Origin of the sequence: Actinomadura spongiicola (assembly GCF_003432485.1) — a bacterium.
Taxonomy (GTDB): domain Bacteria; phylum Actinomycetota; class Actinomycetes; order Streptosporangiales; family Streptosporangiaceae; genus Spirillospora; species Spirillospora spongiicola.
Map to the genome: position 1 here is coordinate 563,745 of NZ_QVNQ01000002.1, position 26,298 is coordinate 590,042.

At 66.7% G+C, this 26,298-nt stretch carries 11 protein-coding genes; 5 read left to right on the top strand and 6 right to left on the bottom strand.

Annotation, left to right across the window (positions count from 1 at the left end; translation table 11 throughout):
- Nucleotides 1-100 precede the first annotated feature (100 nt).
- Nucleotides 101-919 (top strand): class I SAM-dependent methyltransferase, encoded by an 819-nt coding sequence (locus D0T12_RS07285; protein ID WP_199487330.1) that lies wholly within the window; start codon nt 101-103, stop codon nt 917-919.
- Nucleotides 920-1,004: 85 nt separating this feature from the next.
- On the opposite strand, the gene mptB is transcribed toward D0T12_RS07285, so the two are convergent.
- Nucleotides 1,005-2,225: a polyprenol phosphomannose-dependent alpha 1,6 mannosyltransferase MptB gene (gene mptB / locus D0T12_RS07290; RefSeq protein WP_158581436.1), complete on the bottom strand. Its 1,221-nt coding sequence runs from the start codon at nt 2,223-2,225 to the stop codon at nt 1,005-1,007.
- Between the two features lie 783 nt (nt 2,226-3,008).
- On the opposite strand from mptB, the gene D0T12_RS07295 reads away from it, so the two are divergent.
- The 3 genes from D0T12_RS07295 to D0T12_RS34800 all read left to right on the top strand — a co-directional run bounded on the left by D0T12_RS07295 (nt 3,009) and on the right by D0T12_RS34800 (nt 15,393).
- The gene (locus D0T12_RS07295) at nt 3,009-5,348 is read left to right on the top strand and encodes a hypothetical protein (RefSeq protein WP_147339423.1); all 2,340 of its coding nucleotides are present in this window, start codon (nt 3,009-3,011) and stop codon (nt 5,346-5,348) included.
- Nucleotides 5,349-5,459: 111 nt separating this feature from the next.
- Nucleotides 5,460-14,849, top strand: coding sequence for a LamG-like jellyroll fold domain-containing protein (locus tag D0T12_RS07300; RefSeq protein WP_158581437.1), 9,390 nt, complete (start codon nt 5,460-5,462; stop codon nt 14,847-14,849).
- Complete coding sequence (locus D0T12_RS34800) at nt 14,833-15,393, top strand: SMI1/KNR4 family protein (RefSeq protein ID WP_147339424.1); 561 nt, start codon at nt 14,833-14,835, stop codon at nt 15,391-15,393. Before D0T12_RS07300 ends, D0T12_RS34800 begins: the two co-directional genes overlap by 17 nt.
- 274 nt (nt 15,394-15,667) lie before the next feature.
- Here the strand turns inward: D0T12_RS34800 and D0T12_RS07305 are convergent, their stop codons facing one another.
- Nucleotides 15,668-16,663 carry a CDP-alcohol phosphatidyltransferase family protein gene (locus D0T12_RS07305; protein ID WP_117398676.1) on the bottom strand — a complete coding sequence of 332 codons (996 nt, stop codon included), beginning with the start codon at nt 16,661-16,663 and terminating at the stop codon, nt 15,668-15,670.
- 124 nt (nt 16,664-16,787) lie between these two features.
- Here D0T12_RS07305 and D0T12_RS07310 point away from each other — a divergent pair, with 124 nt between their 5' ends.
- Entirely contained in the window at nt 16,788-18,233 is a 1,446-nt protein-coding gene (locus D0T12_RS07310) for a hypothetical protein (RefSeq protein ID WP_117398677.1), read from the top strand.
- Here D0T12_RS07310 and D0T12_RS07315 read toward each other — a convergent pair.
- From D0T12_RS07315 to D0T12_RS07330, 4 genes are all read right to left on the bottom strand, one after another.
- The gene (locus tag D0T12_RS07315) at nt 18,143-21,544 is read right to left on the bottom strand and encodes a bifunctional glycosyltransferase/CDP-glycerol:glycerophosphate glycerophosphotransferase (protein ID WP_117398678.1); all 3,402 of its coding nucleotides are present in this window, start codon (nt 21,542-21,544) and stop codon (nt 18,143-18,145) included. The two genes, D0T12_RS07310 and D0T12_RS07315, sit on opposite strands and share 91 nt — an antisense overlap.
- A 73-nt stretch (nt 21,545-21,617) precedes the next feature.
- Nucleotides 21,618-23,849, bottom strand: coding sequence for a bifunctional glycosyltransferase/CDP-glycerol:glycerophosphate glycerophosphotransferase (locus D0T12_RS07320; protein ID WP_267900392.1), 2,232 nt, complete (start codon nt 23,847-23,849; stop codon nt 21,618-21,620).
- A 59-nt stretch (nt 23,850-23,908) separates the two neighbouring features.
- Nucleotides 23,909-25,030 (bottom strand): acyltransferase family protein, encoded by a 1,122-nt coding sequence (locus D0T12_RS07325; protein WP_117398679.1) that lies wholly within the window; start codon nt 25,028-25,030, stop codon nt 23,909-23,911.
- A gap of 57 nt (nt 25,031-25,087) precedes the next feature.
- The gene (locus D0T12_RS07330; protein ID WP_233525887.1) at nt 25,088-26,278 is read right to left on the bottom strand and encodes an acyltransferase family protein; all 1,191 of its coding nucleotides are present in this window, start codon (nt 26,276-26,278) and stop codon (nt 25,088-25,090) included.
- Nucleotides 26,279-26,298: the final 20 nt, after the last annotated feature.

The window sequence follows — 26,298 nt, forward strand, 5'->3', positions numbered from 1 at the left end:
CCGCAGGTTAAACCGCAGGCCAGCCCCCAGTACAGATCCTGTACTAGAGACGCGTCCAACCGCTCCATAGCGTGGCCGACACGACACGAGAGGAGCCGTCATGACGACGACCGACACCGTCAAAGCGAAACATCGGAAGATGTGGGCGCTGGGCGACTACCCGACCCTGGCCGCCGAGATCATTCCCGATCTCGGCCGCACCCTGGTCGAGGCGACCGGTGTGAAACCCGGCGACCGGGTCCTGGACATCGCCGCGGGCGCGGGCAACGCCGCGATCGCCGCCGCGCTGGCCGGGGCGAAGGTCGTGGCGAGTGACCTGACCCCGGAACTGCTGGAAGCCGGACGCGAGGACGCCGCCCGGCGCGGCGCCGACCTGGAATGGCGGGAGGCCGACGCCGAGGCGCTGCCGTTCGCCGACGCCGAGTTCGACGCCGTCCTGTCCTGCGTGGGCATCATGTTCGCGCCGCACCACCGACCCGCCGCGGACGAACTGCTGCGCGTCTGTCGTCCCGGCGGCGCGATCGGCCTGCTCAACTGGACACCGGAGGGCTTCATCGGCCGGATGTTCGCCGTGATGCGCCCGTACGCCCCGCCGCCCCCTCCGGGCGCGCAGCCCCCACCCCTGTGGGGCGACCCCGAACACGTCCGCTCACTCCTCGGCGACAAGGTCACCGACATCACCATCGACCGCCGTACGGTACGCGTGGACGCCTTCGACGGCCCCGAGGACTTCCGCGAGTACTTCAAGACCCGCTACGGCCCCACCATCGCCGTCTACCAGCACATCGCCGACGACCCCGACAAGGTCGTCGCCCTGGACCAGGCCCTCGCCGACCTGGCCCGCGACCACGACCACGGCACCTCCACCCTGGCCATGAACTGGGAGTACCTCCTCGTGACCACCCACCGCCGACCCTGACGAACTTCCGAACGAGCGCCCAGCTTGCTCGCCCAACCCAAGGCGCCAGGCTTGGGCGACTGCAAACAGAAGTCCCACTCACAAATCAACTTCTTGACTCCGAAGACCTCGTGGCCTCAGGCGAGCCACCAGGCCTGATCCGCGAATGAGGTCTGGGTTTGGTCCGGACCAGTTGAACCACGGTTGCCAACATCACAACCGCTGTACATAGCGGCGCGGCGACGCGAGCGCTCTCGAACTGTGCCGCCGAGGTGCCTATGCCGGGAAGCATGATGCAACTGAGCAGTGCAGAACGAATGGCTAGCGCTTCGTCAACGTAGGTCGCGCCCAACAGCGCGAGTACTGGAAAGAACGCCGCGCAGTACCAGGGGTACTGCACTGGCGACAGTATTACGGCGGCGATGCCGCAGGCCACCGCGGGGCGAAGGTCCAGTGTGGCCGCAGGGCGAGGCGGGGGCAAGGCCCGCCAAATCAGTGCCGCGGCGCCCAAGGTGGCGGCGCCCATCGCCGCGGTGTAGAGCATGGGGCGGGCGACCAATGCGGACGGAACCGGCAGGAACAGGTCACCGTCGTGGGACATGCGGTTGGTGAGGGAGGTGAGGGCACTGCGTCCGACGGCGGCGTAGGTGATCACAACCGTGAGCAGCGTCGTGGCCGCACCCGCGGCCAGCGTCCGGGGACGCCGCAGGCAGGCCAGAGCGAGTCCGAGAACGGGAAGCGCGAAGGTCACCTTCACCAGGACCGCGCCTGCCGCCATCAGCCCGGCTACCGCGCCGAACCACAGGACGGGGGTCGGCCGTCTTGTCTCGTGCCACAGGACGCACCCGGCTCCGATGAGGAGGACGGAGGCCAAGGTGTCGGCGTGACCACTACCGACCATCCAGAACAGCATCAGGGGGTTTGCCGTCCACAGGATCGCGGCCCGAATGCGTGCCGCGGGGTCAGGCCCGGCAAGGCGGTCCAGCAAGAGGCCGGTGACTATGAAGACGGTTGCGTTGAACGCCTTGAGCCAGAAGATGATCCAGCCCATGGAGGCGCCGCCCAGCCATGCCGCCAACGCCTGCTCGACGGTGGCGACCGGTCCGTAGACGGTCGGCTGGTCCGCCCATGAGCTCGGACGGAGAAGCCCCACAGGGTCGCCCGCGTCGTGCAACCGTTGGGGTGTCATGGAATATGGGTCTAACCCGAGGTCGGAGATCCGGCCGTAGACGGCGTAGTTGAGAATGTCGATCGATCCCGCCGGTGGTAGAAAGACCATGGCGATGCTGGCGACCACTCCGCCGAGCAGTAGCTGGCGTGGTGCCACACCTGTCCAGTTAGATCGTAGTGCGACCAGTGTCAACGCTGTTCCGAGTCCCGCGCACAGGGCCGATATTCGGACCGCCGTACTTACAGTCGTACTGGACAGTCCGGCATTCCAGCCTAGGAAAGGTCCGTCCCCACCCCAGAACGGGACGAACCTGGAGCGACCGGCGGCCATGCACGCCGCCAAGATCGCTAAGCCCAACACCATCAACCCCAGGCCGAGCGGCCCCAAGAATCGCCTCACCCGTTCTCGTGCATGAGCCGGCGAACGGAGGGCGGAGCCGGCAACGTTCAAGATCGACACGGCGAGAGAGTACGGGTTCTCGTGTGGCGCTGCGCTGCAATTCCTGAAAGTTCCTGGTAGATCGGCTTGCCGTGAAGTCGAGGTTGCTCGATGACAGGCTGTAATGAGTGGTGTGGATGTCCGAAATCTGCTCTGACGTGAGACGACGCCTGTACCCTCTTCTAGGTTTACAAACTCATTGTGACGACACATGTCGGCAGAGTTGTGACAAGGAAGCGTTGTGGAAAAGCGTAGCCACTTGGGACTGCGCTGAGCAGTGTGTTCGTGCCGATCCCGCCTGATGGCGGGGGTGTCCGCGAGGAGAAGATCAGTGTCGGCGTGTCCTTAAGCGGTCGGCGATCTTGTCAAGTCGTTGACGCTGATTGATCTTGTTAGTGGGTGTGATCACGTGGCTCCTGTGTAATCCGGTATCGCGGCAGCTGGACGAAAGGCTGGGCTATGTTGATTTTTTGTGTCCGCGGGTACGTCGCGGTCTTAGCGATGGCTGCTCTGACCTTAGCGGTCAGCCTGGTGGGAATACCGTCTGCGGCGGCGCATGGGTCGAGGATCCAGCTAAAGAACCAGGCGGTACCGAGCGCACCCCCTGAAGTCGGTCAGTGGTTCAAGGTGCGTGGCGGTCTTGTGGACGGTAAAGTCATAGCGGCCGGTGCGACCTCGACGGTGAAGGTCACCGGTCAGGCGGCAATTCCGGCCTCAGGTGTCGCCTCGGTGGCGCTGAATATCGCGGCCAGGGGATCCAGCGGTACCGGTCAGGTGATCGCCTATCCGTCCGGTACGGCGACCCGGGACAACACGGCGATACGGTTCCGGCAGTCCTTCTTCAATCAGAACCTGGTGTTCTTGAAGGTCGGCTCCGACGGCAACATCCAGCTCAAGAACGACTCGACTTCGGCTGTCCAAATCTATGCGGATGCGCACGCCTACACGAAGACGGCGCCTGGGGCCACTGCAGGCTCCACTCTCGTCCCGCTCAAGCCGGCGAGGATTGGGCAGGTCAACGTTCCGGCTAATGACAGTGTCCTCGTGGAGCCCTTGGGAAAGGCCGGAATCCCCTCGGGTGGTGTATCGGATGTGTTGTTCACGATGGCGGCGGCCAAGAGCAGCGCATCGGGAAAACTGATCGTCTACCCGTCGGACGGAAGTCTCCCGGGCGACACCAACCTTGACTACGGCCTGAACCTACTCGTCCAGAATCAGGTGTTGGCTCGCTTGGGGGCTGACGGAAAGTTCAGGATTCGGAACGCGGGCTCCAAGGCCATCACGGTCTCATTGGACGTGGCGGCATACCTCGCCGAACCATCGGCTGCGGTCAAGGGGACGACGACGCAGCCGACCCCACCGTATCGGCTCGCCGACGATGTGCGGGTACCGGCAGGTGGCACCTACACTGTGGCTCCCCTCGACCGTGGCGGCGTTCCGGCCGCTGGCGTATCTGGCGTGTACCTAAATCTGACGAACGTCCATCACACAGGAAGTGGAATCATCCGGGTCTACCCGTCCGGTACTGCGCCGACGGAAACCCACGCCGTGACATTCATGGAGGCGATGGCCTACAGCGGCGCCCTTCCGGCAAAACTCGGTGAGGACGGCAAAATCACCGTCCACAACACGGGTTCGGCAGAGATCCGACTCTGGATCGATCAGTTCGCCTACTTCAAGGAGCCGGCCACGGGATGCGCCGGTGGCGCCGCTCCGGCCGGTATGCAGAAGGCGTCGAAGGTGTCGGTGGCCGATCCAGAACCGTACAACCCGACGACTGTCCTGCAGGCGTCGCCGACTGCTGTCGGATCGCTTGGGATTCTTGAGTTCGCCTACACCGATGGCATCGGACGACTGATGCACGGCCGCGCGAATCCCGACGCACTGTGGTCGATCCAATGGACACCGATTCATGGGCAGGAAGGCTACTACGGCCAGCCGACGCTGGGCGAGCAGGCCGATGGGCGGCTCAACGTCCTGGCGCACAATCTGAGCGGCAACGTCTGGTCCCGGACACAAGCGACAAAGGATCCTGCCGCCTGGGGCGACTGGGTCAATGTGCAGAAGCCGATGGGTTCTACGGTGACGGTCGCACGGCACGATGACACGCTGGTCGCCTTCGCCGTCGACGGCGCGGGCTCCCTGTGGGCACTGCCACAATATGCCGCGAACGATGCCTACCGAGGCTGGATTCAGTTGGGTGTGTCGGGTGTTTCCACCGCTACCGCACCGCTTGCGGTCCCTGTCGCAGATGGGTTGCGGCTGTTCTACCTTGACGCGTCCGGGGTTTGGCGCACAGCCCTGTACGCGCGAGGCGCCCTGTCGGATTGCGCGTCCTTGAGCGAGCCCGGTTTCACGGGAACGGCGTCGGTCGTCTCGTCTCCCGGCCACCGTGTGCGGATCTTTGTGCGGAGCCCGAACGGCCACATCCTGACGAAGAAGCAGGACGGCGCGGGCGTCTTCCCGCAGGAATGGGAACAGGTCGGCTCCCTTGTAGCGGCCGGATCGCCGTCCGCGGTGCTCAGCCCGGGCAGCGGAAAGACAGAAATCGTCGTTCGTGGGACCGACGATCGGATCCACAGCACCGGCGAAATCGTCCAGGGCTCTGGTCAGTGGCGCGCATGGGCCGTCGCGCAACGGCACGATGACACCTACGTCCCGGCAACGGACCCGACCGCGTTCGCGTACACGGGGACCAATGGCCCCACGTGGGCGTTCATCTTCCGCACTGTCAACCAGGAAGTGCGCTTTTACACGCCAGAGAGCGAAACCCTGCGGTCGACCGTGACGTCTCCGACGTTCAAGGGCCGCGCGCTCCCCAAACCTCCAGCTGCCCGCTGATCGATGCGGGCCGTCCTGAGCCTTCATCAGGACGGCCCGCACTGTCGATAATTCCTCCGTCTCAACTACGGGCGGGTCCATGGGATGCCGTCCGGTGACCGGGAGTGGGACATGACGCGGCCGAAGCGGCTGATCATCGGTGGACGCACACGGCGGACCGGGCGGCCTTCCACGGTGTTCCGGGCTATCGCCCTGGTGCTCGTCCTGTCGCTGGTCGCCACGCTCGACAGCAGTGGGCACGATGCGTTGTCGGCATGGCGGGATCTCCCGGATCCGCATGGCCCGAAGCAGTCATGGGGTTCGGCCAAGGGACGCGGCGGGGACATCGCGGTCCCGGGGCGCAACCGTACGGAACCGAAGTCGCTGAGATCGCGGTATCCGCTGGCCACGTCGACGAGATCGCCACGGCCGCCGCGAAACGTCGCGGCCCTGGTCGCCCCGCCTACGCCGAACCCGGGCAAGGTGTCGGGTTTCGACGCCGCAACGAGCCGCGAGTTGCCCGAACGTCGGGACGCGCACGCCCGGACGTACGTGAACACCGACGGTACCGAATCAACCGAGTTCTCTTCCCGGCCGATCCATTACCGACGGCCGGATGGTTCCTGGGCGCCGGTCGACCCACGGCTCGTCCCGGTCGGCGGCAAGGTTGGTGCCGACGGCGCGCCCGCACAGGGCTGGCGAAACGCGGCCGACTCAGTCGACATCAGGCTCGCTCCGACGGCCAACGGCGCGCCGGTCGTACGGTTGGGAATCGGCGGCGGCCAGGAGATCGGCTACGCGTTGCAGGGTGCCGGAGCCTCATCGGGGCGAGCGGAGGAGCGCGGAGTCACCTACCCGGACGTGCGCCCGCACACGGACCTGAGGATCGACGTCGGCTCGGGCCGGGTGAAAGAGACACTTGTGCTGCGGTCGCCGCAGGCGCCGGGCACCTTTGTCTTTCCCCTGATGCTCAAGGGGCTCACCGCGCATGTCACCGGTGACCAGGTCGTGTTCGTCGACGCGTCCGGGCAGACGAAGGCGGTTGTTCCGGCCGGTTCGATGACCGACTCGGCCGCCGAGCCCGCGACGTCGACGAAAGTGTCCTACAGCCTGGTGTCTGTCGGCGGCAGGCCCGCGTTGCAGGTGACCGCCGACCCGGAATGGCTGGCCGACCCCGCGCGGGTGTTTCCCGTCGATGTCGACCCCAGTGTCGAGATCAATGCGGCGTCCACGAGCCTGACGGTCAACGACAGTGGCCAGGTCGATGGCGGGCAGACACTGACGATTGGGTCCCGCTCGGCCGCCTATCTGGGCTTTCCCGGGCTGAGCGCCCGGCTGAGGTACCACAAGATTTTCGGCGCGACGTTGTGGATGGTGAACCACGACTCTTCGACTTGTCGCTCGCGCCCGGTGAGCGTCCGCCCGGTCACCGAGGCCTGGGAGGGCAGGACCGGGCTCGATTATCCGGGGCCGTCGGTCGGTGGGGCGTTAGCGCGCAAGTCGTTCTCCTACGGACACATCGAGTTCGGCGCGACTAGGTCGAAGTGTCCGACCAAGCCGGTGACGTTCAATCTGGGCAAGGGCGGACGTGATCTGGTTCAGCGGTGGGTGAACGGATCCCAGCCGAACTACGGCCTGTCAGTACGGGACGAGTCGTCCGATGGGAGTGGTGCGAAGAAGTTTACGGGCCATGACACGAAGAACCCGCCGCGGCTGATCGTGACGCACAGCCCCTACAACGCGTCGTACGCGATCACCGACCCGGTACCCGATCCGCCGGTCACACAGGCACAGAGCGGCAAGGTGAAGGTGAGGGTCACCAACACCGGCGCTGAAACCTGGACGCCGAGCACGTACTACCTCGCATATCGAGTCTACGACGGCAAGGGCAAGCTGATCACCCAGCAACGCTCGGCGAGTCTGCCGGGCAATGTCGTCCGCGGGGACAGAGCGACGCTGGACGCGGTGATCAAACCGCTGAAACCCGGTACGTACTCCATCGATTTCACGATGGTGCGTAAAGGCGGGCCGGTGTTCACTGATGAGCAGGTCCCACCAATACGGCTACGCATCCAAATTATCGACATTGCGCCGGTCCTGCAGGAGCTGTATCCGCCCAACGGTTACCAGGCTCCGACGCTGACCCCGCAACTGTGGGCGACCGCCGTCGATCTGGACGCACCGCCTGGGACGTCGCTGAGCTACAAGTACGAGATCTGTGAGAAGGCGCCAGACGACAAGCCGGTCAACTGCTGGGACTCCGGTTATGTCCCCACCTACGCCTGGACGGTTCCGGCCGGGAGACTGTCGTGGAGCAAGACGTATCTGTGGCGAGTGTTCGTCAAAGACGCCGGAAACGAGGTTCCCTCACCCCGGGTGATGCTGCAGACCGCGATCCCGCAGCCGGAGATCACCGCGCAACTCGCCCAAGGGCAGGATCGCGAGTTCGAGCCGTCGTCGGGCAATTATTCTACTTCGGCGATCGACGCCAGCGTGACGACGGTCGGTCCGGAACTCACGGTCGAGCGCACCTACAATAGCTTGGACCCGCGCCGCAACTCGCTGTTCGGGGCCGGGTGGGCGACTCGGTTTGACATGCGACTGACCGAGGACGGGGACGGCTCTGGCAACGTGGTCGTCGGATATCCGGACGGCCAGCAGGTCCGCTACGGCAAGAACCCGGACGGCACCTACGTCCCGCCGATGGGTCGCCAGGCCACGCTCACCGTCGAGCCGGGGAAATGGAAGCTGACCGACAAGACAGGCAGCACATTCGAGTTCGTCAACGGCCGCCTGACCTCGATTACCGACGCGTCCAGTCACGCCGTCCGGCTCACCTACGACCCGCTCACCGGAAAGCTCGCCAAGGCTACCGCTGCCGGTGGCCGGGAACTCACCTTCACCTGGTCGGGCGGCCATGTCGCGTCCGTCAGCACCGCGCCGGTCGACGGCACGCCCCTCACCTGGAACTACACCTACACCGGTGATCTGCTCACCAGGGTTTGCGGACCGGCGTCACGCTGCACCACTTACGACTACTCGCCGGGGTCGCATTACCGCACGACCGTGTTGGACGACCGTCCCGAATCCTACTGGCGGCTCGGCGAGGACGAGGGCGTCGGCGCGTCGAGCCAGGTCGCCGTCAATCTTGGCAAGGACGGCGCGACGTACAAGAACGTCACCCTGGAGGCGGCCGGGGCACTGGCCGGCACTGACAACACCGCGGCCGGTTTCAATGGCTCGTCCTCGCAGGTGCAGTTGCCTGGCGGGGCCGTGAAGAAGAGCCGGGACCTGACCGTCGAGGTCTGGTTCAAGAACAATGCCACCGGATCGGGCGGTCCGCTGATCGGATATCAGGACAAGCCTCTGGACTCCGCGTCCGGTGTAGGCGTCCCGGCCTTGTACACCGGGACGGACGGCAAGCTGCACGGCCAGTTCTGGAGCGGCGGGCCGATCTCGCCGATGTCGTCCACCAAAATCGTCAACGATGGCAAATGGCACCACGCCGTCCTGTCGGCGATGGGCTCCACTCAGACGCTCTATGTCGATGGGCAGCGGGTCGCGACGCTTACGGGCCAGACCCCGAACCATCTGGCGCTCACCCATAACCAGATCGGTGCGGCGTTCGCATCCACGCCCTCGTCCTGGCCAGGGTGGGGCACCGCCCAGCGCCGCTTCTACAACGGCACCATCGACGACGTCGCGATCTATCATCACCCGCTCGGTCCCGAGCAGGTCGCGGCGCACTACGCGCAGGCCCTGACCGCCGCCGACCAACTCACCAAGATCACGCTACCGAGCGGGAGAACCGCCTCCGAGGTCGAGTACGACACCGACCAGGACCGGGTCAGCCAGTACACGGACGGCAACGGCGGGACCTGGAGAATCAAGACGCCGATTGTCTACGGCGGCGCCGCCGACCTGCGGCGCGCCGTCGAGGTCCGGGACCCCGCGGACCGCCCCTATTTGTATGAGACCGACGCGCTGACCGGCCAGATGATCCGTGTCGGCATTCCGATGGGCCTGGACGTCCGGGATGAGGACAAGCAACCCGCCACTCCCACCGCGACCCCGTCCCCAACACCCACCTATGTGTGCACCACCCCCGACCCTGGCGACCCGAGCTTCTGCACCGATCTGCCCGGGAACTCCGGCGGTGTCCCGGACTGGATGGGCGTCACTCTGGCTGGCATGGGCATCCGGACGTTCGCCTACGACGACAGCCGGAATCCGACCGCCATCACTAACGAGAACGGCGACTCGGTCAAGCTCACCTACGACACCCGTGGCAACATCCTGACCCGTACCACCTGTCGTACCAAGGACGTCTGCCACACCGCCTACTACACCTTCCCAGCCGTCACCGACCCGTCAGACCCACGCAACGACAAGCCGATCGAGCACCGCGACGGCCGCTCTACCAGCGCCACTGACAACCGCTACAAGACCAGCTACACCTACACCACTACCGGCGACCTGAAGGTGCAGACCAATCCCCAGGGCGGCGGCCAGGTCAGCTATACCTACACCAATGGAACTGAGGCTGCGGTCGGCGGCGGGACCACGCCCAGCGGCCTGATCCGCACCGAGACCGACCCGCGCGGCGCCATCACTCGTTACGCCTACACCAGTGCAGGCGACCTGGCTCAGGTCACCGACCCGTCCGGCCTGGTCACCAGATACAGCTACGACGCCATCGGACGCCGCAAAACGGTTACCGAGACGTCCGACAGCGTCCCTGCGGGAGTCACTACCTACTACGGCTACGACGAATGGTCGAATCTGACCAGCGTCACCCAGCCCGTCACCAGCAATGCCGTCACCAACGCCGCGCAACAGCAGCGCACCGACTACACCTATGACGCCGACGGCAACCTCACCAAGACGCAGATATCAGACACCAACGGAGGTGAGCCTCGCGTCACCAGCTACGCCTACGACGACTACAACCTCGTCGAGCGTGTCACCGACGCCCACGGCCACGAAACCGGCTACGACTACGACCGCTTCGGCAACCTCACCGCCATGGTGGACGCGGTTGGAAACCGGTACGAGTACGCCTACACCGCCCGGAACATGCTCGCCGAAGTGCGACTCCGCGACTTCGACGGTGACCCCGACGGCGCACCAGAGTTGGGCGACCACCTCGTCGTCGAAGCTCGCGCCTACGACTACGCCGGGCGCCTCGTCGCCACTACCGACGCCATGGGCCGCCGCACCGAGTTCACCTATTACGGCGACGACCTGCCGAAATCGGCGACGCTCAAAAATTTCCGCAACCCGGACGGCACCAAACGCGATTTCGTCCTGTCCACTGTTGAATACGATGGCGCGGGCAATCCGACCAAGCTAGTCACTGGCAATGGTAAGAACACCGTCCAGAACGTCTACGACAACGTCGGGCGCCTTCAATCCTCGACACTCGACCCAACCGGCCTCGCTCGCCGCACCACCTACCGGTACGACGTCGGTGGCAACCTCACGCAAGAGACAGTCAACGGGACGCCGTCCAACGTCCCCTGGACGACTCCCGTCGAGGGGCAGACGACCGCCTACACCTACGACGCACCAGGCCGTGTCACCCAGCGGACCATCACCGATGGCACTGCTGCGCAGGTCACGTCATTCACGTATGACCAACGTGACCTGATCACCTCGGTGACAGATCCCCGAGGCAACGCGGAAGGTGCCAACAAAGCCGCGTACACCACCACGTACAAATACGACGAGATCGGCCGCCTGACCACCGTCACGTCGCCACCCGTCGCCGCCGAGGCTGGCGGAAGCACCCCCACCGTCACTAGGCCAGAGACCGTCACGGGCTTCAACGCCTTCGGTGAGCCCACTGAGTCGAAGGATCCGCTCGGCAACATCGCCCGCACCGAGTACGACCGCCTCGGGCAGCCGGTCAAGGAGATCGCACCGACCTACACCCCGCCCGGCTCTGCCGCGCCGTTGACCCCCACCACCACGACGTTTTACGACCCCATCGGACAGATCGAAAAGATCACCGACCCCCGGCAGAACGAAGCCCGCTACACCTACGACCGTCTTGGTCGCCTCCAAGAGCTCGACGCGCCGGGCAAGACCAATGACGACCGGTCGAAGTGGAAGTACACCTACACCCGGACCGGCGAAGTCCTGTCGGTCACCGATCCCAACGGCGCCCGCGACGAAGCCACCTACGACGATCTCGGCCGCACAGTCACCGCCACAGAGATAGAACGAATCCCGGCCCCGGCCGCCTACACCACGCGCACCACCTACGACGACGCCGGGAATCTCCTCACCACCATCTCACCGACCGGCGCCAGGACGACCGCGACCTACGACAGCGCGCACCAACTCGTCAAGACGGTCGGCCCGCCTGGAACAGTGTCCGAGTTCGGCTACGACGCCCTCGGACGCCAGATCCGGACAAGCGACGGTCTCGGCCGCACAGGCAAGCTGGAATACGACACGTTCGGACGTCTCGTTGGTTCCGCCGACCTCAAACCCGACGGCACCGAGGCACGCCGCACCAGCTACCGCTACGACCTCGCAGGCAACCTCACCCGCAGCACCGACCCGCTCAACCACACCAGGACCTTTACCTACGACGCGCTGAACCGGCTGACCGAGCAGGCAGAACCGGTCACCGACACAAAGTCGATCACCACCACGTTCGGTTACGACGCCGCAGGAAATCGCACCCGGTTCACCGACGGCCGCGGCAACGACACCGTCTACACGGTCAACCCGCTCGGCCTGCCCGAGTCGATCATCGAGCCGTCCACCACCGCGCACCCGAACCCGGCACAGCGCACTTGGATCAACACCTATGACGTGGCCGGAAACCCGGTCAAGGTAACCGCCCCAGGCGGGGTGGTTCGCGAACGCACCTTTGATGCGGCAGGCCGGCTCCTCACCGAATCCGGCTCCGGAGCCGCCCCGACCACAGCGCGCCGCTACGGCTATGACAACACCGGGCGGCTCATCAAGGCCAACGCCCCTTCAGGCGACAACACCTATACCTACAACGACCGCGGCCTCCTCACCTCCGCCGACGGCCCGTCCGGGACGGCGACCTGGTCCTACAACGAGGACGGCCAGCCCACCACCCGCTCCGACACCGCCGGCACCGCTCACTTCGGCTACCTGCACGGTCGCCTGGCCTCCGTCCGGGAGGGGCTCACCGGCACCACCCAGACCCTCGGCTACAACGCCGCCGGACAACCCAACAAGATCGATTATGGCGCCGGACGCGTTCGCACCGCCGCCTACGACGACCTCGGCCGAATCGCCAACGACACCTTGAAGAACGGCCAAGGCGCGGTCGTCGCGTCCCTCGCCTACACCTACGACGACAACGATCAGACCACCAGTAAGACGACCACCGGAACCGCCGGTGCGGCTGAGGACACCTACGGCTATGACCACGCCGGTCGCCTGACCTCATGGACTCGCGGCGGCACCACCACCCGCTACGAATGGGACGACTCCGGCAACCGCATCAAGGCCGGTGACACGGCCGCGACCTTCGACGAACGCAACCGCCGTATCACTGATGGCACCGTCACCTCCACCTACACGCCACGTGGCACACTCGCGTCCAAACAGGCTCCCGGCGCACCGGCGACGACCTACACCTTCGACGCGTTCGACCGGCTCGTCGCCTTCGGCTCCACCGCCTACACCTACGACGGCCTGGACCGCATCGCCACCCGCGACGACACGACCTTCACCTACGCGGGCCTGGGTACAGACCCCGTCGCGGACGGCCTGACCCGCTACGCACGCGGCCCGTCCGACGAGCCCCTGGCCACCGCACGGGGCCTGGACACCCGCGTGCTCCTCTCCGACAAACACGACGACGTGTTCGGCACGTTCGACCCGAACGCCGCGCTCACCACCCTTACCGACTCCGTCTCCTACGACCCCTTCGGCGCGCCCACCGCGACCACCGGCACCAAACCCGGCATCGGTTACCAGGGCGACTGGACCGACCCGGCATCCGGCCAGGTCAACATGGCCGCCCGCTGGTACGACCCTTCCACCGGCTCCTTCCTCAGCCGCGACGACTGGACCCTCGACCCCACCTCCACCTCCGCGAACGCCAACCGCTACACCTACGCCAACGGCAACCCCAACGACAACACCGACCCCACCGGCCACTGGGCGGTCGCAGCCGTTGGGGCGGGACTGCTGCTCGGCAGGGCGGGATATGCGGGGTACCGCTCATATCGTGCATGGCGCGCATATCGCGCATACGCAGCTGCGAGTGCTATTACGGTTGGAGGAGGCACAGCCGGATATGTAGGACTGCGCTCCCTGCGTCCGTACGGTGGCCTTCCCACTTGGCTGTTCCCAGGAATTAGATGCGCCCTCGCACCGTGCCTGTCTGGCGGAGGGGTCCGCCCGGCAGGCGGTAGCTCCGGGGGGCGGGGACAAGGGGCCTCGTATGTGCCTAGGCGCGGTAGCCCCTATGTTCCCGCCGTCGGCGGGTTGTCGGCAGCGCAGCAAGCAGCGATCGCCCGAGCACAGGCCATTGCGAGAGCGCGCGCGAGAACGGCGGCAGCCAAGCGTCGTGCCGCGGAAGACGCACGGAACAATGCCAGGGTTATCAGCCCGACGCTCCGCAAGCCCTCTTACGCCGATCCCGACTCGCGAATCTCAACCAAGCCTTCACGCATGCCCACGAGGGCAACGGCACACAACGCGGTCAGGGACACTGCCCAGTCACTAAGGAACATTCGCGCCAATGCCGTCAGCGAAGCGGGCTCAATCGTCGGACAGGTTTCGCTGACTGGCTTTGCCCCGCCTAGAGCGCTCCCCGTCCAGATCCCGTCGGGAGTCGGTGAAGGACCACCACCTGCGAGCACTGTCACCCCTCCGAATCCCCAGAATAACTTCGTTCTCATCCCCCTGAGTCCCGTCGGATCCTCGCCCCCTGTTACGAGACCCGTGACGGAGGAAGGCTCGGGCTCGGGGCATGGTACGTCCAGCAGGGATGATGACGACGGATGCAGGTCGATCAAGGACTACGGGAAGTTCGATTCACACGGCTATCACTCGGGCGCATATGCTAAGTTTTGCTCCCCGACTGATCTCAAGGGTGGTAGCCTGGCCGAGCCAGAAATCAGGCCGCCGGGTTGGCCGGAACTTGACAGCAAGGGCCGGTCGACCAACCCCTGGCTTCCTGAAACAAGGCAGCATAAGTACGCGCGGTGTCACCTTATCGCGCAGCAGTTGGGTGGTGATGGAACTAACCCGAATAACCTTGTTACCTGTATGCAGTCCCCCGTGAATAGCCCAGTGATGAGTGGACTTGAGGGACAGGTCGCGAGGGCTGTGGAGAGCGGCCAGCAGGTCGGTTACTGGGTGAGTCCAATATATCGGCGCGGAAACACTAAGCCGGACAAGATTCGGCTAACGGCCATCGGTAGGTACAAGGACGGCCGGCCGGGAATCAATCTGGACAGATGTCTCATCAATAGGATGAACCCACCAGGAAGAGTGAATCTTAGTGGCGGATTTTGCTGACCTCGAGCAATTGGTCGGTGCAGTGCAGTTCAGTGGGCCGGACGTGCAGTGGGCAGAGCTTGAAAGTGCGGCCGGTCTACGGTTTCCGGACGATTACAAACGTATTTTCCAGAAGTATCCTGACCTTGAATTTGATCGATTCTTGCGTGTTTCCCATCCTGGAGGGGATGTGCAAGGATTCCTGGCTGGGGTCAACTGTGCGTTGGACTCGCTGCGTTACCTGGCCGCCGAAAGCGATCGAATACTCCTGGTGGATGACTTCGGAAATGAGAAGCTTGTGCCGCGCATGCCGATTTTTCCCGATGCTGGCGGACTGTTCCATTGGGGTGGTACGCAAAACGGCGACTATTGTCTCTGGTTGACCTCTGACCCCGATCCAAATAGATGGCCAATCCTGATCACGGATGATACTAAGTATTGGCGTTATGAAGGTGGAATCGTCGACTTCTTGGTCGGTGTAATGCGGCGAGATATTCGCTGCCCGGCGTTTCCTTCGGGTTTTCCGTCGAGTCTACGGGTAGATCAGTTCCAAGTGCTGCACTAGACGCGAGTATCGTGGTGAAATTCGAGTTTTCCTAGCCTGGCGGCCGAGCGCTCAGGCGAGGCGGATTCTGAGGTTGTCGCGGGAAAGAAGGGACGCTCGGCTCGCCACATGGATCATCATACGTCCGCAGAAGTGCGGCGTCTTTGAGGTGGAGCGGGTGGCGGCGTGGGACGCCTCAGTGGGGGAGTGTCTGCCCGTCATGTAGTGGCTTGGGAGAGCCATCGGACTGTCCTCTCGCCGCGCACCTTAGCGATACGCGTGTTGGCGGCTCAGGTCAGCTGGAGTTTGTTGTCGCAGGGGTGGTATTGGGGTGGGGAGAGGTTTCTGAGCGGTAGGTGTCGATTTTGGTGTTGAGGGTCTTGAGGGTGCGGGTGTAGTCGCGGGCGGCCAGCCAGAACTTGTAGATGATGATGAGTTCGAAGGCGAGGAGGCCCGCGGCGCTGACGGCGACGACGGGGATGATGGCGCCGGAGACGACGGTGGCGATGAGGGGGGCGACGATGAAGACGCCCATCTGGAACTCGATGCCGCTGAACAGGTGGGGGCGGATGCGGCCGCTCCGCAGCACGTTGCGGACCCGGATGTACCAGGGGAAGCGCTGGTAGAAGCCCTGCTGGAGGGCCGCGTTTGCGGGGTCGTCGCCGAGGACGCGGTCCTCCATGTCGGCGTCGCCGGCCAGGTCCTCGGCGCGGTCGAAGTCGTCGTCGAGGACCTCGCCGTTGGCGCGGCGGGCGGCGAGTTCGAGGGTGCGGGCCTCCTCGCGGGCGGCGAGGAGGTTGCGGCGCATCTCGGCGCGGACCTTGTAGATCTCAAGCGCGTCCATGTAGCGGAGCATGTCCAGGAAGACGACGGCTAGAGCGGTCCAGAGGTAGGCCGTGTTGCCGGTCGCGTGGTACTGGCCGCCCATCAGGGCGATCGCGCAGGCGAGGACGCGGACGCGGTCGAAGATGTAGTCCAGCCAGGCGCCGAACACCGAGCCGGTGCCCTTCAGCCGGGCGATCTTGCCGTCCATGCAGTCGAGGGTGAACGACAGGTGGTAGAGCAGCGCGCCGGCGAGCAGCCAGGGCCAGGACGCCTGGGTGAAGCACGCGCCCGCGGCCAGGCCGAGGACGAGGGCGCCGACGGTGAGCTGGTTCGGGGTGACGCGCGTCCGGTTAGCGGTGATCTTGACCAGTCGGGACGCGAGCGGATCGACCAGGAGTACCGTCCACCAGGCGTCACGCGCCTTGTACGTCCGTTGCCGAACGTCGTCGAGCGTGAAGTTCGCCATGGAGTGCCCTTTCGTCATCGGAAGCCGTCCGATGGTATCGCTGTCCGGTTGCGGCCTCAGGGATTGTCGTCGAGTCGTGACTGTGCGCGGGTTGTTCGTCGTTACGGCGGGTAGCGCTTTGGGGGTGCGTTCCCGGCCCATCCTGATTCATCTGCCGTTCGCCTGCTTGATGGCGGTGGCGGTGGTGGTGCGGGTCGTCGCGGTCAAGGGCTATCCCTCGCCGCTGTGGTTCGGTGACTCGCCGGGGTACCTTACGGCGGCGATCGAGCTGCGGCCCAGCAAGACGCGGCCGTCCGGGTACTCGTTGTTGCTGTGGGCGCTCAAGCCGTTCCACAGTTTCACGCTGCTGGTGTCGGTGCAGCACGTCATCGGGCTGCTCATGGGAGTGCTCGTCTATTTGTTGGTGTGGCGTGTCGCGCGGGTGGCGTGGTTCGGGGCGTTGTTGGCCGTTCCGGTGCTTCTGCCGGTGCATCAGGTCGCGCTTGAACACATGCTCATGTCGGACTCGTTGTTCGCCTTCCTGCTGCTGGCGGCGGTGGCGGCGGTGCTGTGGCGGCGCCGGACGACCTGGTGGCTGGGAGCCCTGGCCGGGCTGTTCACGGGTTTCGCGGCCGTCACCAGGGCGGCGGGCCTGCCGTTGATCGTGGTGATCCTCGTGGCGATGGTGGTGCGGGGCGCGGGGTGGCGTGTCGGCGTCGCGGCGGTGGCGTTCGCGGTGCCGGTCGGTGGCTATGTGGTCTGGTTCCATTCCGCTTACGGGGAGTTCAGGATGGCCAAGGCCGAACAGGTCTGGCTGTACGGGCGGACCGCCACGTTCGCGGACTGTCGGGTCATCAAACCGCGTCCCGAGCTGAAGATCATGTGTCCGGAGCGCAGCAACCCGCGGGTGTCGCGGCCGTTCGCCGCCCTGTGGACGGGCGATTCCCCGTTCCGCGACGTTCCCGGCTGGATTCATGGGGAGCGGGGCAACGCGCTCGCGGGCGAGTTCGCGCGGGAGGCGATCAAGGCGCAGCCCGGCGACTATGCGAAGGTCGTCGTCCACGACACCCTGCGGGCGTTCGAGTGGCGGCGGGTGGCCTACCCGACGCCGTGGACGTGGCGGCAGTACGAGTTCCCCGAGGGTGAGGCGTGGAGCTACGAGCAGGCGACGATCGCGGGGGAGTACGGGCCGGGAGGCAGGACGAAGGTCGTCGATCCTTGGTCGGCGTGGGTTCTGAAGTACCAGGAGCGTGTCGTTCTGCCGGGGACCGTTCTCGGGGTTCTGTTGCTCGGGGGGCTTGGTGGTGTGTTGCTGCACGTTCGGTCTGAGGGGCGGTGGCGGGTGAAGGGCGCCGTCTGGGACTGGACGACGGGTGCCCTGCTGCCATGGGGGACATGTCTGGCGTTGCTGGTCATTCCGGCGGCGACCGCCGACTTCGACTACCGGTACGTACAACCCGCTGTTCCGTTCGCGTGTGTGGCGCTCGCGTTCGCGCTGTTTCAGGGGGACGTCCCGAAGACCCGGTCGACGGTACGGGACGCGGCCTTGCCGTCGTCGAGCGGGCAGAACCGGGCGGCGAAGTCGCGGTAGCGGTCACGGTGACCGGCGGTCGCCGCGTCCACGTCGCGGATCGCGTCGATCAGGTCGTCGGACGTCTCCACCAGCGGCCCCGGCGACTCGGCCTCGAAGTCGAAGTAGAAGCCGCGGAGCCGATCGCGGTAGTCGGCCAGGTCGTAGGTGAAGAACAGCATCGGACGGCCGGTGTTGGCGTAATCGAACATCACCGACGAGTAGTCGCTGACCAGCATGTCGGAGATGAGGTACAGCTCCGTGATGTCGGGGTACAGCGACACGTCCCGGACGAAACCGTGCTCGTCCTCGGTGACGCCGTCGACCACGTTGGTGTGCAGCCGGACGAGGAGAACGTGGTCGTCGCCGAGGGCGGCGCGGGCGCGTTCCAGGTCGAGGCGCAGGTCGAACCGGTACCGGCCGCGGCTGTAGTACTGGTCGTCGCGCCACGTAGGCGCGTAGAGGACGACCCGTTTCCCCTCGGGGATGCCGAGGCGTGCCTTGACCTTCGCGGCGACGGCGGCGGCGTCGGGGCTGTGCAGCAGGTCGTTGCGCGGATAACCGACCTCCAGGATCTCGCCGTCGAATCCGAACGCCCGGCGGAAGATGGCCGTGCTGAACGGGTTCGGGGAGAGGAGATGCGACCACTCGGGGACCGTCGGCCCGGTCGACTTCGGTTGGAGCGCCTTCTTCATCCCGGGCGTGTAGGCGAAGTGCACCTCCCTGATGTCCTTGCCGATCTTCTTCAGCGGGGTTCCGTGCCAGGTCTGGAGGACGACCTGGTCAGGGTGGCGCCGGAACGCGTCACCGAGCCGGTGGTTCGTCACGATGAAACGGGACGTGGCGAGCGCCTCGTTCCACTCCCTGCCGTTCAGCCGGACGGCCCGCAGGCTGTTCGGCAGCTCCACCTGCGCGTCGTTGACCACCCACAACTGTTCGAGGTCCGTGCCCCGGCGGAGCAGCTCCCGATGAATCGCCTTGGGGCTGTCGGAGTACTGCCGTCCGCTGAAGCAGGAGAACAACACGGCGTCACGCAACCCGGTGCGGGCCACACGGCGACGGGCCTCCTCCCGGTACCTCGGGCCGGCGCTCTTCTCCTCCCGGGACACGTCGCCGGTCACCGACAGGGTGAGGCGCCCGTCGCGTCCCTCCAACGCGTAGCCGCGCCGCGCCGCCTCCAACGGCTCCGGCAGGTGCCGCTGCGCGTGCGGGGACAGCCGGACGGTCAGCGCCCGGCCGCCCGGCGGTCGGAACAGCACGTCCCACCGGCCCGGACGCAGCGGCAGGACGCCCGCGACTCCCGGCACGGCCGCCACCGGCACCTCCGCCCGCAGGACGCCCGACGACGGGTCGGCGACGAGGTCGAACGCGTGCTCCCTGCGGCGGCCGCGGCCGCGCAGCACGATCTGCCCGCCGCCGTGGGCGGGGTGCGTCGCGGTGACCAGGAGCGCACCGTCGGGGCGCCAGGTGCAGTCGCCGACGACGAGCCGGGTCGTGGTGCGACGAACCCGCAGGTAGCCGCTCGGGCCGCGGCCCGCCATGACCTCCAGCGCGCCGAACGTCCGCTCGGCGTCGTCGACACCCTCCGCGAGGACCAGCGGACGCCCGCCGATCGACACCGTCCAGTCGCGGGTGTCGTCGATCCGCTCGGGTGGGATATGGGCGCCTTCGAGGGACGCCGGGACGATCCGTGCCGTGAACCCGCTCTCGGTCGCGGTCACCGGGACGTGGACACGGTCATCACCGAGCGTCAGTTCCAGGTCGGCGGGCGCCTTCCCGGGGGCCGTCACCTCGACGACGAGCGCGTCGCCGTCCCAGCGCAGCGCGGTCGCCTTCGCGTGGACCTTCTCGACCTTCACGACGAGACGGTCGTCCTCGATCAGCGGAACGACACGGACGTCGTCCGCGACATACCGGTACGGCGGATGCGCGCCGCTGCCGGAGCCGCCGCCGCGCAGCGGGCCGCGCCGGAGCACGCCCGCGTTGAACACCGACGCCTGGACTTCCCACGCGCCCTCGACCCAGCGGCCGTGGTCGCGGAGCCGGGTCACGTCCACCCCGAACTCGAAACCGGCGAATCCGGAGGTCTTGCCGGGCCTCGGCGTCTGCCGGGCCCGCAGGACGATCCTTCTCCGACCCGACCGGAGCGTCATCGTCTTCACCGACGTCCACCGGCGGCGCATGCTGACGGCGTTGATGTAGGCCTCACCGGTGACGGTGAGCCGGTCGCCCTCCCAGGTCACAGCGTGGACGCGGCCCCGCAGCCTGACCTCCCCGCGGGCCCGGTACACGTCGCGGGGCACGCCGAGCGAGGAGTCCTTCCAGTACGGGTACACGACGTACCGGCGCACCGGGTCACGGACGATCGACGGCGACGCCTTCCCCCGCTCGTACCGGACGACCTTCACCAGCTCGGTCGTGTGTCCCGTGGCAGCGAGATGCCACTTCAGCCGGGTCAGGGCGGACACGGCGGCGAACACCTTCGCGGGCACCTCGGACGCGAACGCGGCGGCCTGCGCGACGACCTGGTCGCGTTCCTCGGCTGGCAGGTCCGGCAGCGCGTCCAGGAACACGCGCAGTTCCTCGGCGACGGCGAGGCGCTGAAGCCGCCGCAGTGACCTGGTGTGGCCCATGCCGTCGAGCCAGGCCGTGGCGAGGGCGACGGCGCCGAACCCGTCCGCGATCTCCTGCGGCTCCGTCGTCACCGGGAACCGGCGGCCCCGGCGGTGCAGCACGACGTCCGGCACCACGTCGACCGCCGTGGCCAGATGCAGGGCCTGGACGGTCACGGGCAGGTCCTCGTACCGGCCGACGTCGGGGAACCGCAGATCGTGCGCCGTCCAGAACGACCGCCGGAACAGTTTGCCGGACACGCGCCGGTCACCGATCAGCTCCGGGGTGCGCCGCAGGTCGGTGCCGGTGACGGGCGCCACGGCGCCCTTACGCGGCCGCCACTGCGACACCTGGCCCGTCCATCTGCGCACGGCGTCGCGGCCGACCGCGACGTCCGACCCGGACCGGTCCAGCGCCGACAGAAGAGCCGCGGCGGCGTGCCCCGGAAGCTCGTCGCCGCCGTCGACGAACAGCAGGAACGCGCCGGTGGCCGCGGCGACGCCGAGATCGCGTGCCGCGCCCCGGCTCGGCGCGCCCTCCCGGACGATTCGGAACCGGTCGTCGGGAAGGGCGGCCGTGGCGGTGGCGCCGGTGCCGTCGTCCAGGACGAGCACTTCCAACGCGTCGTGCGACTGGGCGGCGAGCGACTCCAGGGTGGCGGGCAGGGAGTCCCCGGCTCCATGGGAGAGCACGATGACGCTGATCCTGCTGGCGGACAAGGGGGCCCACTCCTTCGCTGCGTGCGCCGGGCCTTCGACCCGGGATGTCTTGCCGGACGCCGAGCGCCGCGCGTCACCGCGGCGGGTTCGGCACCTTCTCGCCGAGGAACATCCGCCGCACGGCGCGTTCGGCGGCGTGCCCGTCGTCCCACGGGCAGAAACGCGCCCGGAAGTCGGCGCGGTCCTTGGCGGCGGCGTCGCCCCACGCGGCGCGGGAGGCGAACGCGTCGACGAGTTCGTCCTCCGTGGTGGCGACGGCGCCGGGCGGCGTGGCCGTCAGATCGAAGTTGACGCCGCGGGTGAGCCGGTAGGTCTCCCAGTCGTTGGCGTAGATCACGATCGGCCGGTCGTCGAGGTTGGCGTAGTCGAACATGACCGACGAGTAGTCGGTGAGCAGCGCGTCCGAGGCGATCATGAGGTCCTCGACGGACCGGTGCCCGGACACGTCCACGACCCGGTCCCGCGGCCAGCCCAGATCCGCCGCCAAATTCTTGATCTTGTAGTAGTAGTGCGCCCGCAGCAGCAGCACATGCCCCTCGCCGAGCCGCTCCATGACCCGGCCGATGTCGAACATCGGGCTGTACCGGCGCTGGTAGTCGCGGTGGGTCGGCGCGTACAGGATCGCGGTGACGTCGTCGGCGAGGCCGAGTTCGGCGCGCAGCCGGGCGCGCTCGGCCGCGTCGCCGCCCGCCGTCACCAGGCGGTCGTTGCGGGGATAGCCGATCTCCAGCATCTCGTAGCCGCACGGGAACCCGCGCTCCCACGCCTCCGTCGACAGCGGGTTGGACGAGATGAGGAAGTCCCAACGGTCGGACCGGGTGATGAGGGCCTCGAAGTCCATGTCTCCGGCGCCGACCGGATACTCCATCTGGTCGAGGCCCATCTTCTTCAGCGGCGTCCCGTGCTGGGTCATCAGATGGACCTGCTCGGGCCGCTTCACGTAGAAGTCGGGGAAATTGACGTTGTTGACGAAGTACTTCGCGCGGGCGAGCGTCCGGTAGTAGTCGGGGGACCCGGCGACCACGTACTCGACGCCGTCCGGCATGGACGAGCGCGCCCCCGGCTTCACCACCCAGACCGGCCGGACGTCCGGGGCCAGCTCCCGGACCTTCTCGTAGATCGCCGCCGGGTTGCAGGCGTAGCCGCGGTACCAGTAGGCGGCGAACACGGCGAGGTCCTCCTCGACCGGGAGCCGCGCCTGCATCCGGTAGTAGCGGTCCTTGGCGAGCTCCTTGGACATCCGCACGCCGCGCCGACTGAGGCGGCCGACCCTGCGATGCCTGCGCCGGGCCGCCTGGGCCTTGGCCTCGACGGCCCGGACCCGCTCGAACCCCCGGTGGTCGTTCGCCTTGATCATGCGGTGTTTGTCGGCGAGGAAGGGCTTGTCCTCGGGGTCGGGCGGGACATGCCCGGGCGGCTCGTGCCTGCGGTACGTCTCGGACATCTCGGCGAAGAAGCGGGCCTTGTCCGACTCGTGGACGCGGTCCTCGCGCTCGATGATGACGAGCAGGTGCCAGATCGTCCGGTCGAACATCAGATGCCGGAACGGGTCGGCCTTCTCGCCCATCCCGTCCATGAACGCGAAGATGCGGTCGTACTGCGCGAACGCGTCGAAGTGCTTGGCGCCGGTGGTCTTGGTGATCGCGCCGTGGCGGCGCTGCCGGTAGATGTAGCAGACCCTGTCGAGCAGGCTGAGCCGCTCCGCCGCCATCAGGATCGGGTAGGTGACGTTGACGTCCTCGTAGTAGCCGCCGCTGAACCGCAGCCCGAGGTCGAGCAGGAACTCCCTGCGGATGGCCTTGTTCCAGGCCGTCATCATCATCTCCAGGACGCTCGGCCGCTCCTGGAGGGTGAACACGTCGGGGGCGGGCGGCTCGCGGAACAGGTCGTTGATGACGCTGCGCTTGACCTTGCCGCTCCAGTACGAGCGCGCGTAGTCGAAGACGAGCACGTCGGGACGGGTCTCGGCGAGCCGCTCGCAGATCGCGCGGACGGCGCCCTCGGTGGCGTGGTCGTCGCTGTCGAAGAACCAGACGTAGTCACCGGTCGCCATGTCGAGGCCGATGTTGCGGGCGTGACCGAGCCCCACGTTCTCGTCGAGATGCCGGACCCGGACGCGCGGGTCGCGTTGGGCGAACTCGTCGAGAATCTCCCCGCAGCCGTCCGGTGAATGATCGTCGACCGCTATGACTTCAAGGTTGGAAATGTCGGAATCAAGGATGGAATCAAGACATTGCCGGATATACCCCTGCACTTTGTGCACGGGTACGATGACGCTCAACGAGACGCTCTGGTCACTGCTCACGCGCTGGCCAATCGACTACTCGGTGAACCTGAACTATACCCGCAAGAGGCGGATGAATCTTATGCAGCGCGTTGCTTCTGCTTGAGAATTCCGTGACCTTTGGGCTCCACCATCCGGCGCGTCAGGCGCACCACCGGAGTCGTGGCGAGCAGCAGGCCGAAGGCGAGAGCGCCGACCGTCAGCAGGACGAGGCCGGGCGGGCTCCCGATGAAGCGCCCCTCGAAGGCGCCAAGGTTGTACAGGGCCTTCACCGCGAGGCCGTGCAGCAGGTAGACGTACATCGTCCGCGTTCCGAGCCTGGTGTACCAGGCGTCTCCGCGCGGCACCACGGCCAGGAACGCGGCGCCGAGCAGGACGGCGAACGCCATCGCGAGCAGCCGGTACGCCATGCCCTCCGGCATGGTGAAGTCCATGTACTCGTAGCCGCGGTTCCACAGCCGGACACCGTGCTCGATCGGTGGCACGACGGTCCCGCGCTGCCAGACGTAGGCGACGGGCAGCGCTGCCAGCAGCACGAACGCGCCCGCCCAGCGCGTCCAGCCCCGGCTCCGCAGCGCGTGGACGCGTTCGGGCCGGATCGTCAGGCCGAGGACGAAGAACGGAAGCAGACCCGCGGCGCGGCACAGAGTCGTGTCGGAACTGAAACTCCAACTTCCGGCGACCAGGCTCAACGCGACCGCCACCACCACCGGATAACGCAGATGCGGCCATAGCGGCGCGCTCAGCCGCCACAACACCAGCGCGACGAGGAACCACATCAGGAACTGCGGACGGAAGAACGTGTGCAACGGGACCGAATCGCCCTTGAGGTAACCAAGCGCGGCATACAGGGCATTGAATATCGCGAACGGGACGACCAGTGTCGGGAAGACGCCACGGAATTTCTCCGTCGACCGCATGAAGCCCCGGGAGAAATAACCGGATACGAACACGAACAACGGCATGTGGAACCCGTAGACCACCGAATAGGCCGCGTCCACCGCGTAACTGTCCTTCTTGAACACCTCCCAGAAGTGGCCGACCACGACCAGGAGGATCAGGAAGAACTTGACGTTGTCGAAGTACGCGTCGCGCTGCCGCGGGGCGGCGTCCGGGACCGTGTCCGAAGGCGAGCCGGACGGCGCCGTCCCACCGGGCGGCTGCCGCGGTGGCTGCTGGGGCGGGTGGAGGATGCCGGTCATGTCTCCGAAAGCCTCATCGGGGGTGCGGGGCGTGCGGGAGGAGGAGCCACGGCGACTCTAGTCACCCACCGTGGGGATTCGTGGCCCGTTCGGTGAGGGGACACGCTCGCGCGTCCGCCCGCCCGGTCTGCGCAGGGGAGTGAACACCCAGGTCATCTTGGGTTCCAGCGCCCAGCTCATGCACCGGACGACGGGTCTGGTGCACAGCGCCGTCCCGACCGCGAGCGCGCCGCCGACCACGACGACCACCCCGGGCGGGGTGTGCATCCAGCCGGCGCCCCACCAGCCGGTGAAGTCCAGCAGCCGGATGACGAACCCGTGCAGCAGGTAGGCGTACAGCGTCGCCGCGCCCAGCCCCGTGAACCAGTACCGGCCGCGCGGGATCAGGGTGAGGAACGCGGCCACCAGGGCGACCGCGCAGGCGAACATGGCGAGCCGCATCAGCGTGCCGGCGACGTTGCCGACGCCGAGCTCGTCGTGCGGATGCTTCCAGTAGACCCAGTCCCGCGACATGTGGTTCATGGCGAAGTAGGTGAAGCCGAGCCCGGCGGCGAGCACCACCGCGCCGACGGGCCGCGCCGCCGGTCGCTTCAGCAGCTCGAAGTGGTGCGGTCGCAGCGTCAGGCCGAGCACGTAGAACGGCAGCAGGCCGATCACCCGATGGATGTCGAACGTTCCACCGAGGTCGCTCATGTAGGCCAGCAGCGAGAACGCCACCGCCACGGCGAGCGGCCACCGGATCTGCTGCCACACCGGCGTGGACAACCGCCACATGAACAGCGCGCACAGGAACCACGTCAGGTAATACGGGTTCAGCAGGCTGATCTCCAGGACGTTGCGTCCCGCGAGCCAGTCGTACAGCGAGTAGGCGAATTCGAACACGACGTAGGGGACGCCGACGTTCGTGATGAGTTTGCGGGCCTTGCCGCCGGAGAACGTCCAGTTCCGGGAGAAGTAGCCGGTGATCACGATGAACAGCGGCATGTGGAACATGTAGACGAAGATGTACAGGCCCTTCGCCAGCGGGACGCCCAGCAGGTTGGCCAGGGCGTGCCCGGCCACCACCAGCAGGATCGCGAAGTACTTGGCGTTGTCGAAGAACGGGTCGCGCTGCTTGCCCGGACGCGCCTTCGGGACCGTGCCCGCCGCCCCGGCCGCCGTGCCCGTCGCCGTTCCGGCCGCCGCGTTCGCCGTGTCCGTCGCGTCAGCGGGAGGCCGCCGGTCGGCTCCCGCTTCCGTCTCGGCCACAGAGGGCCCGGTGGTGTGGC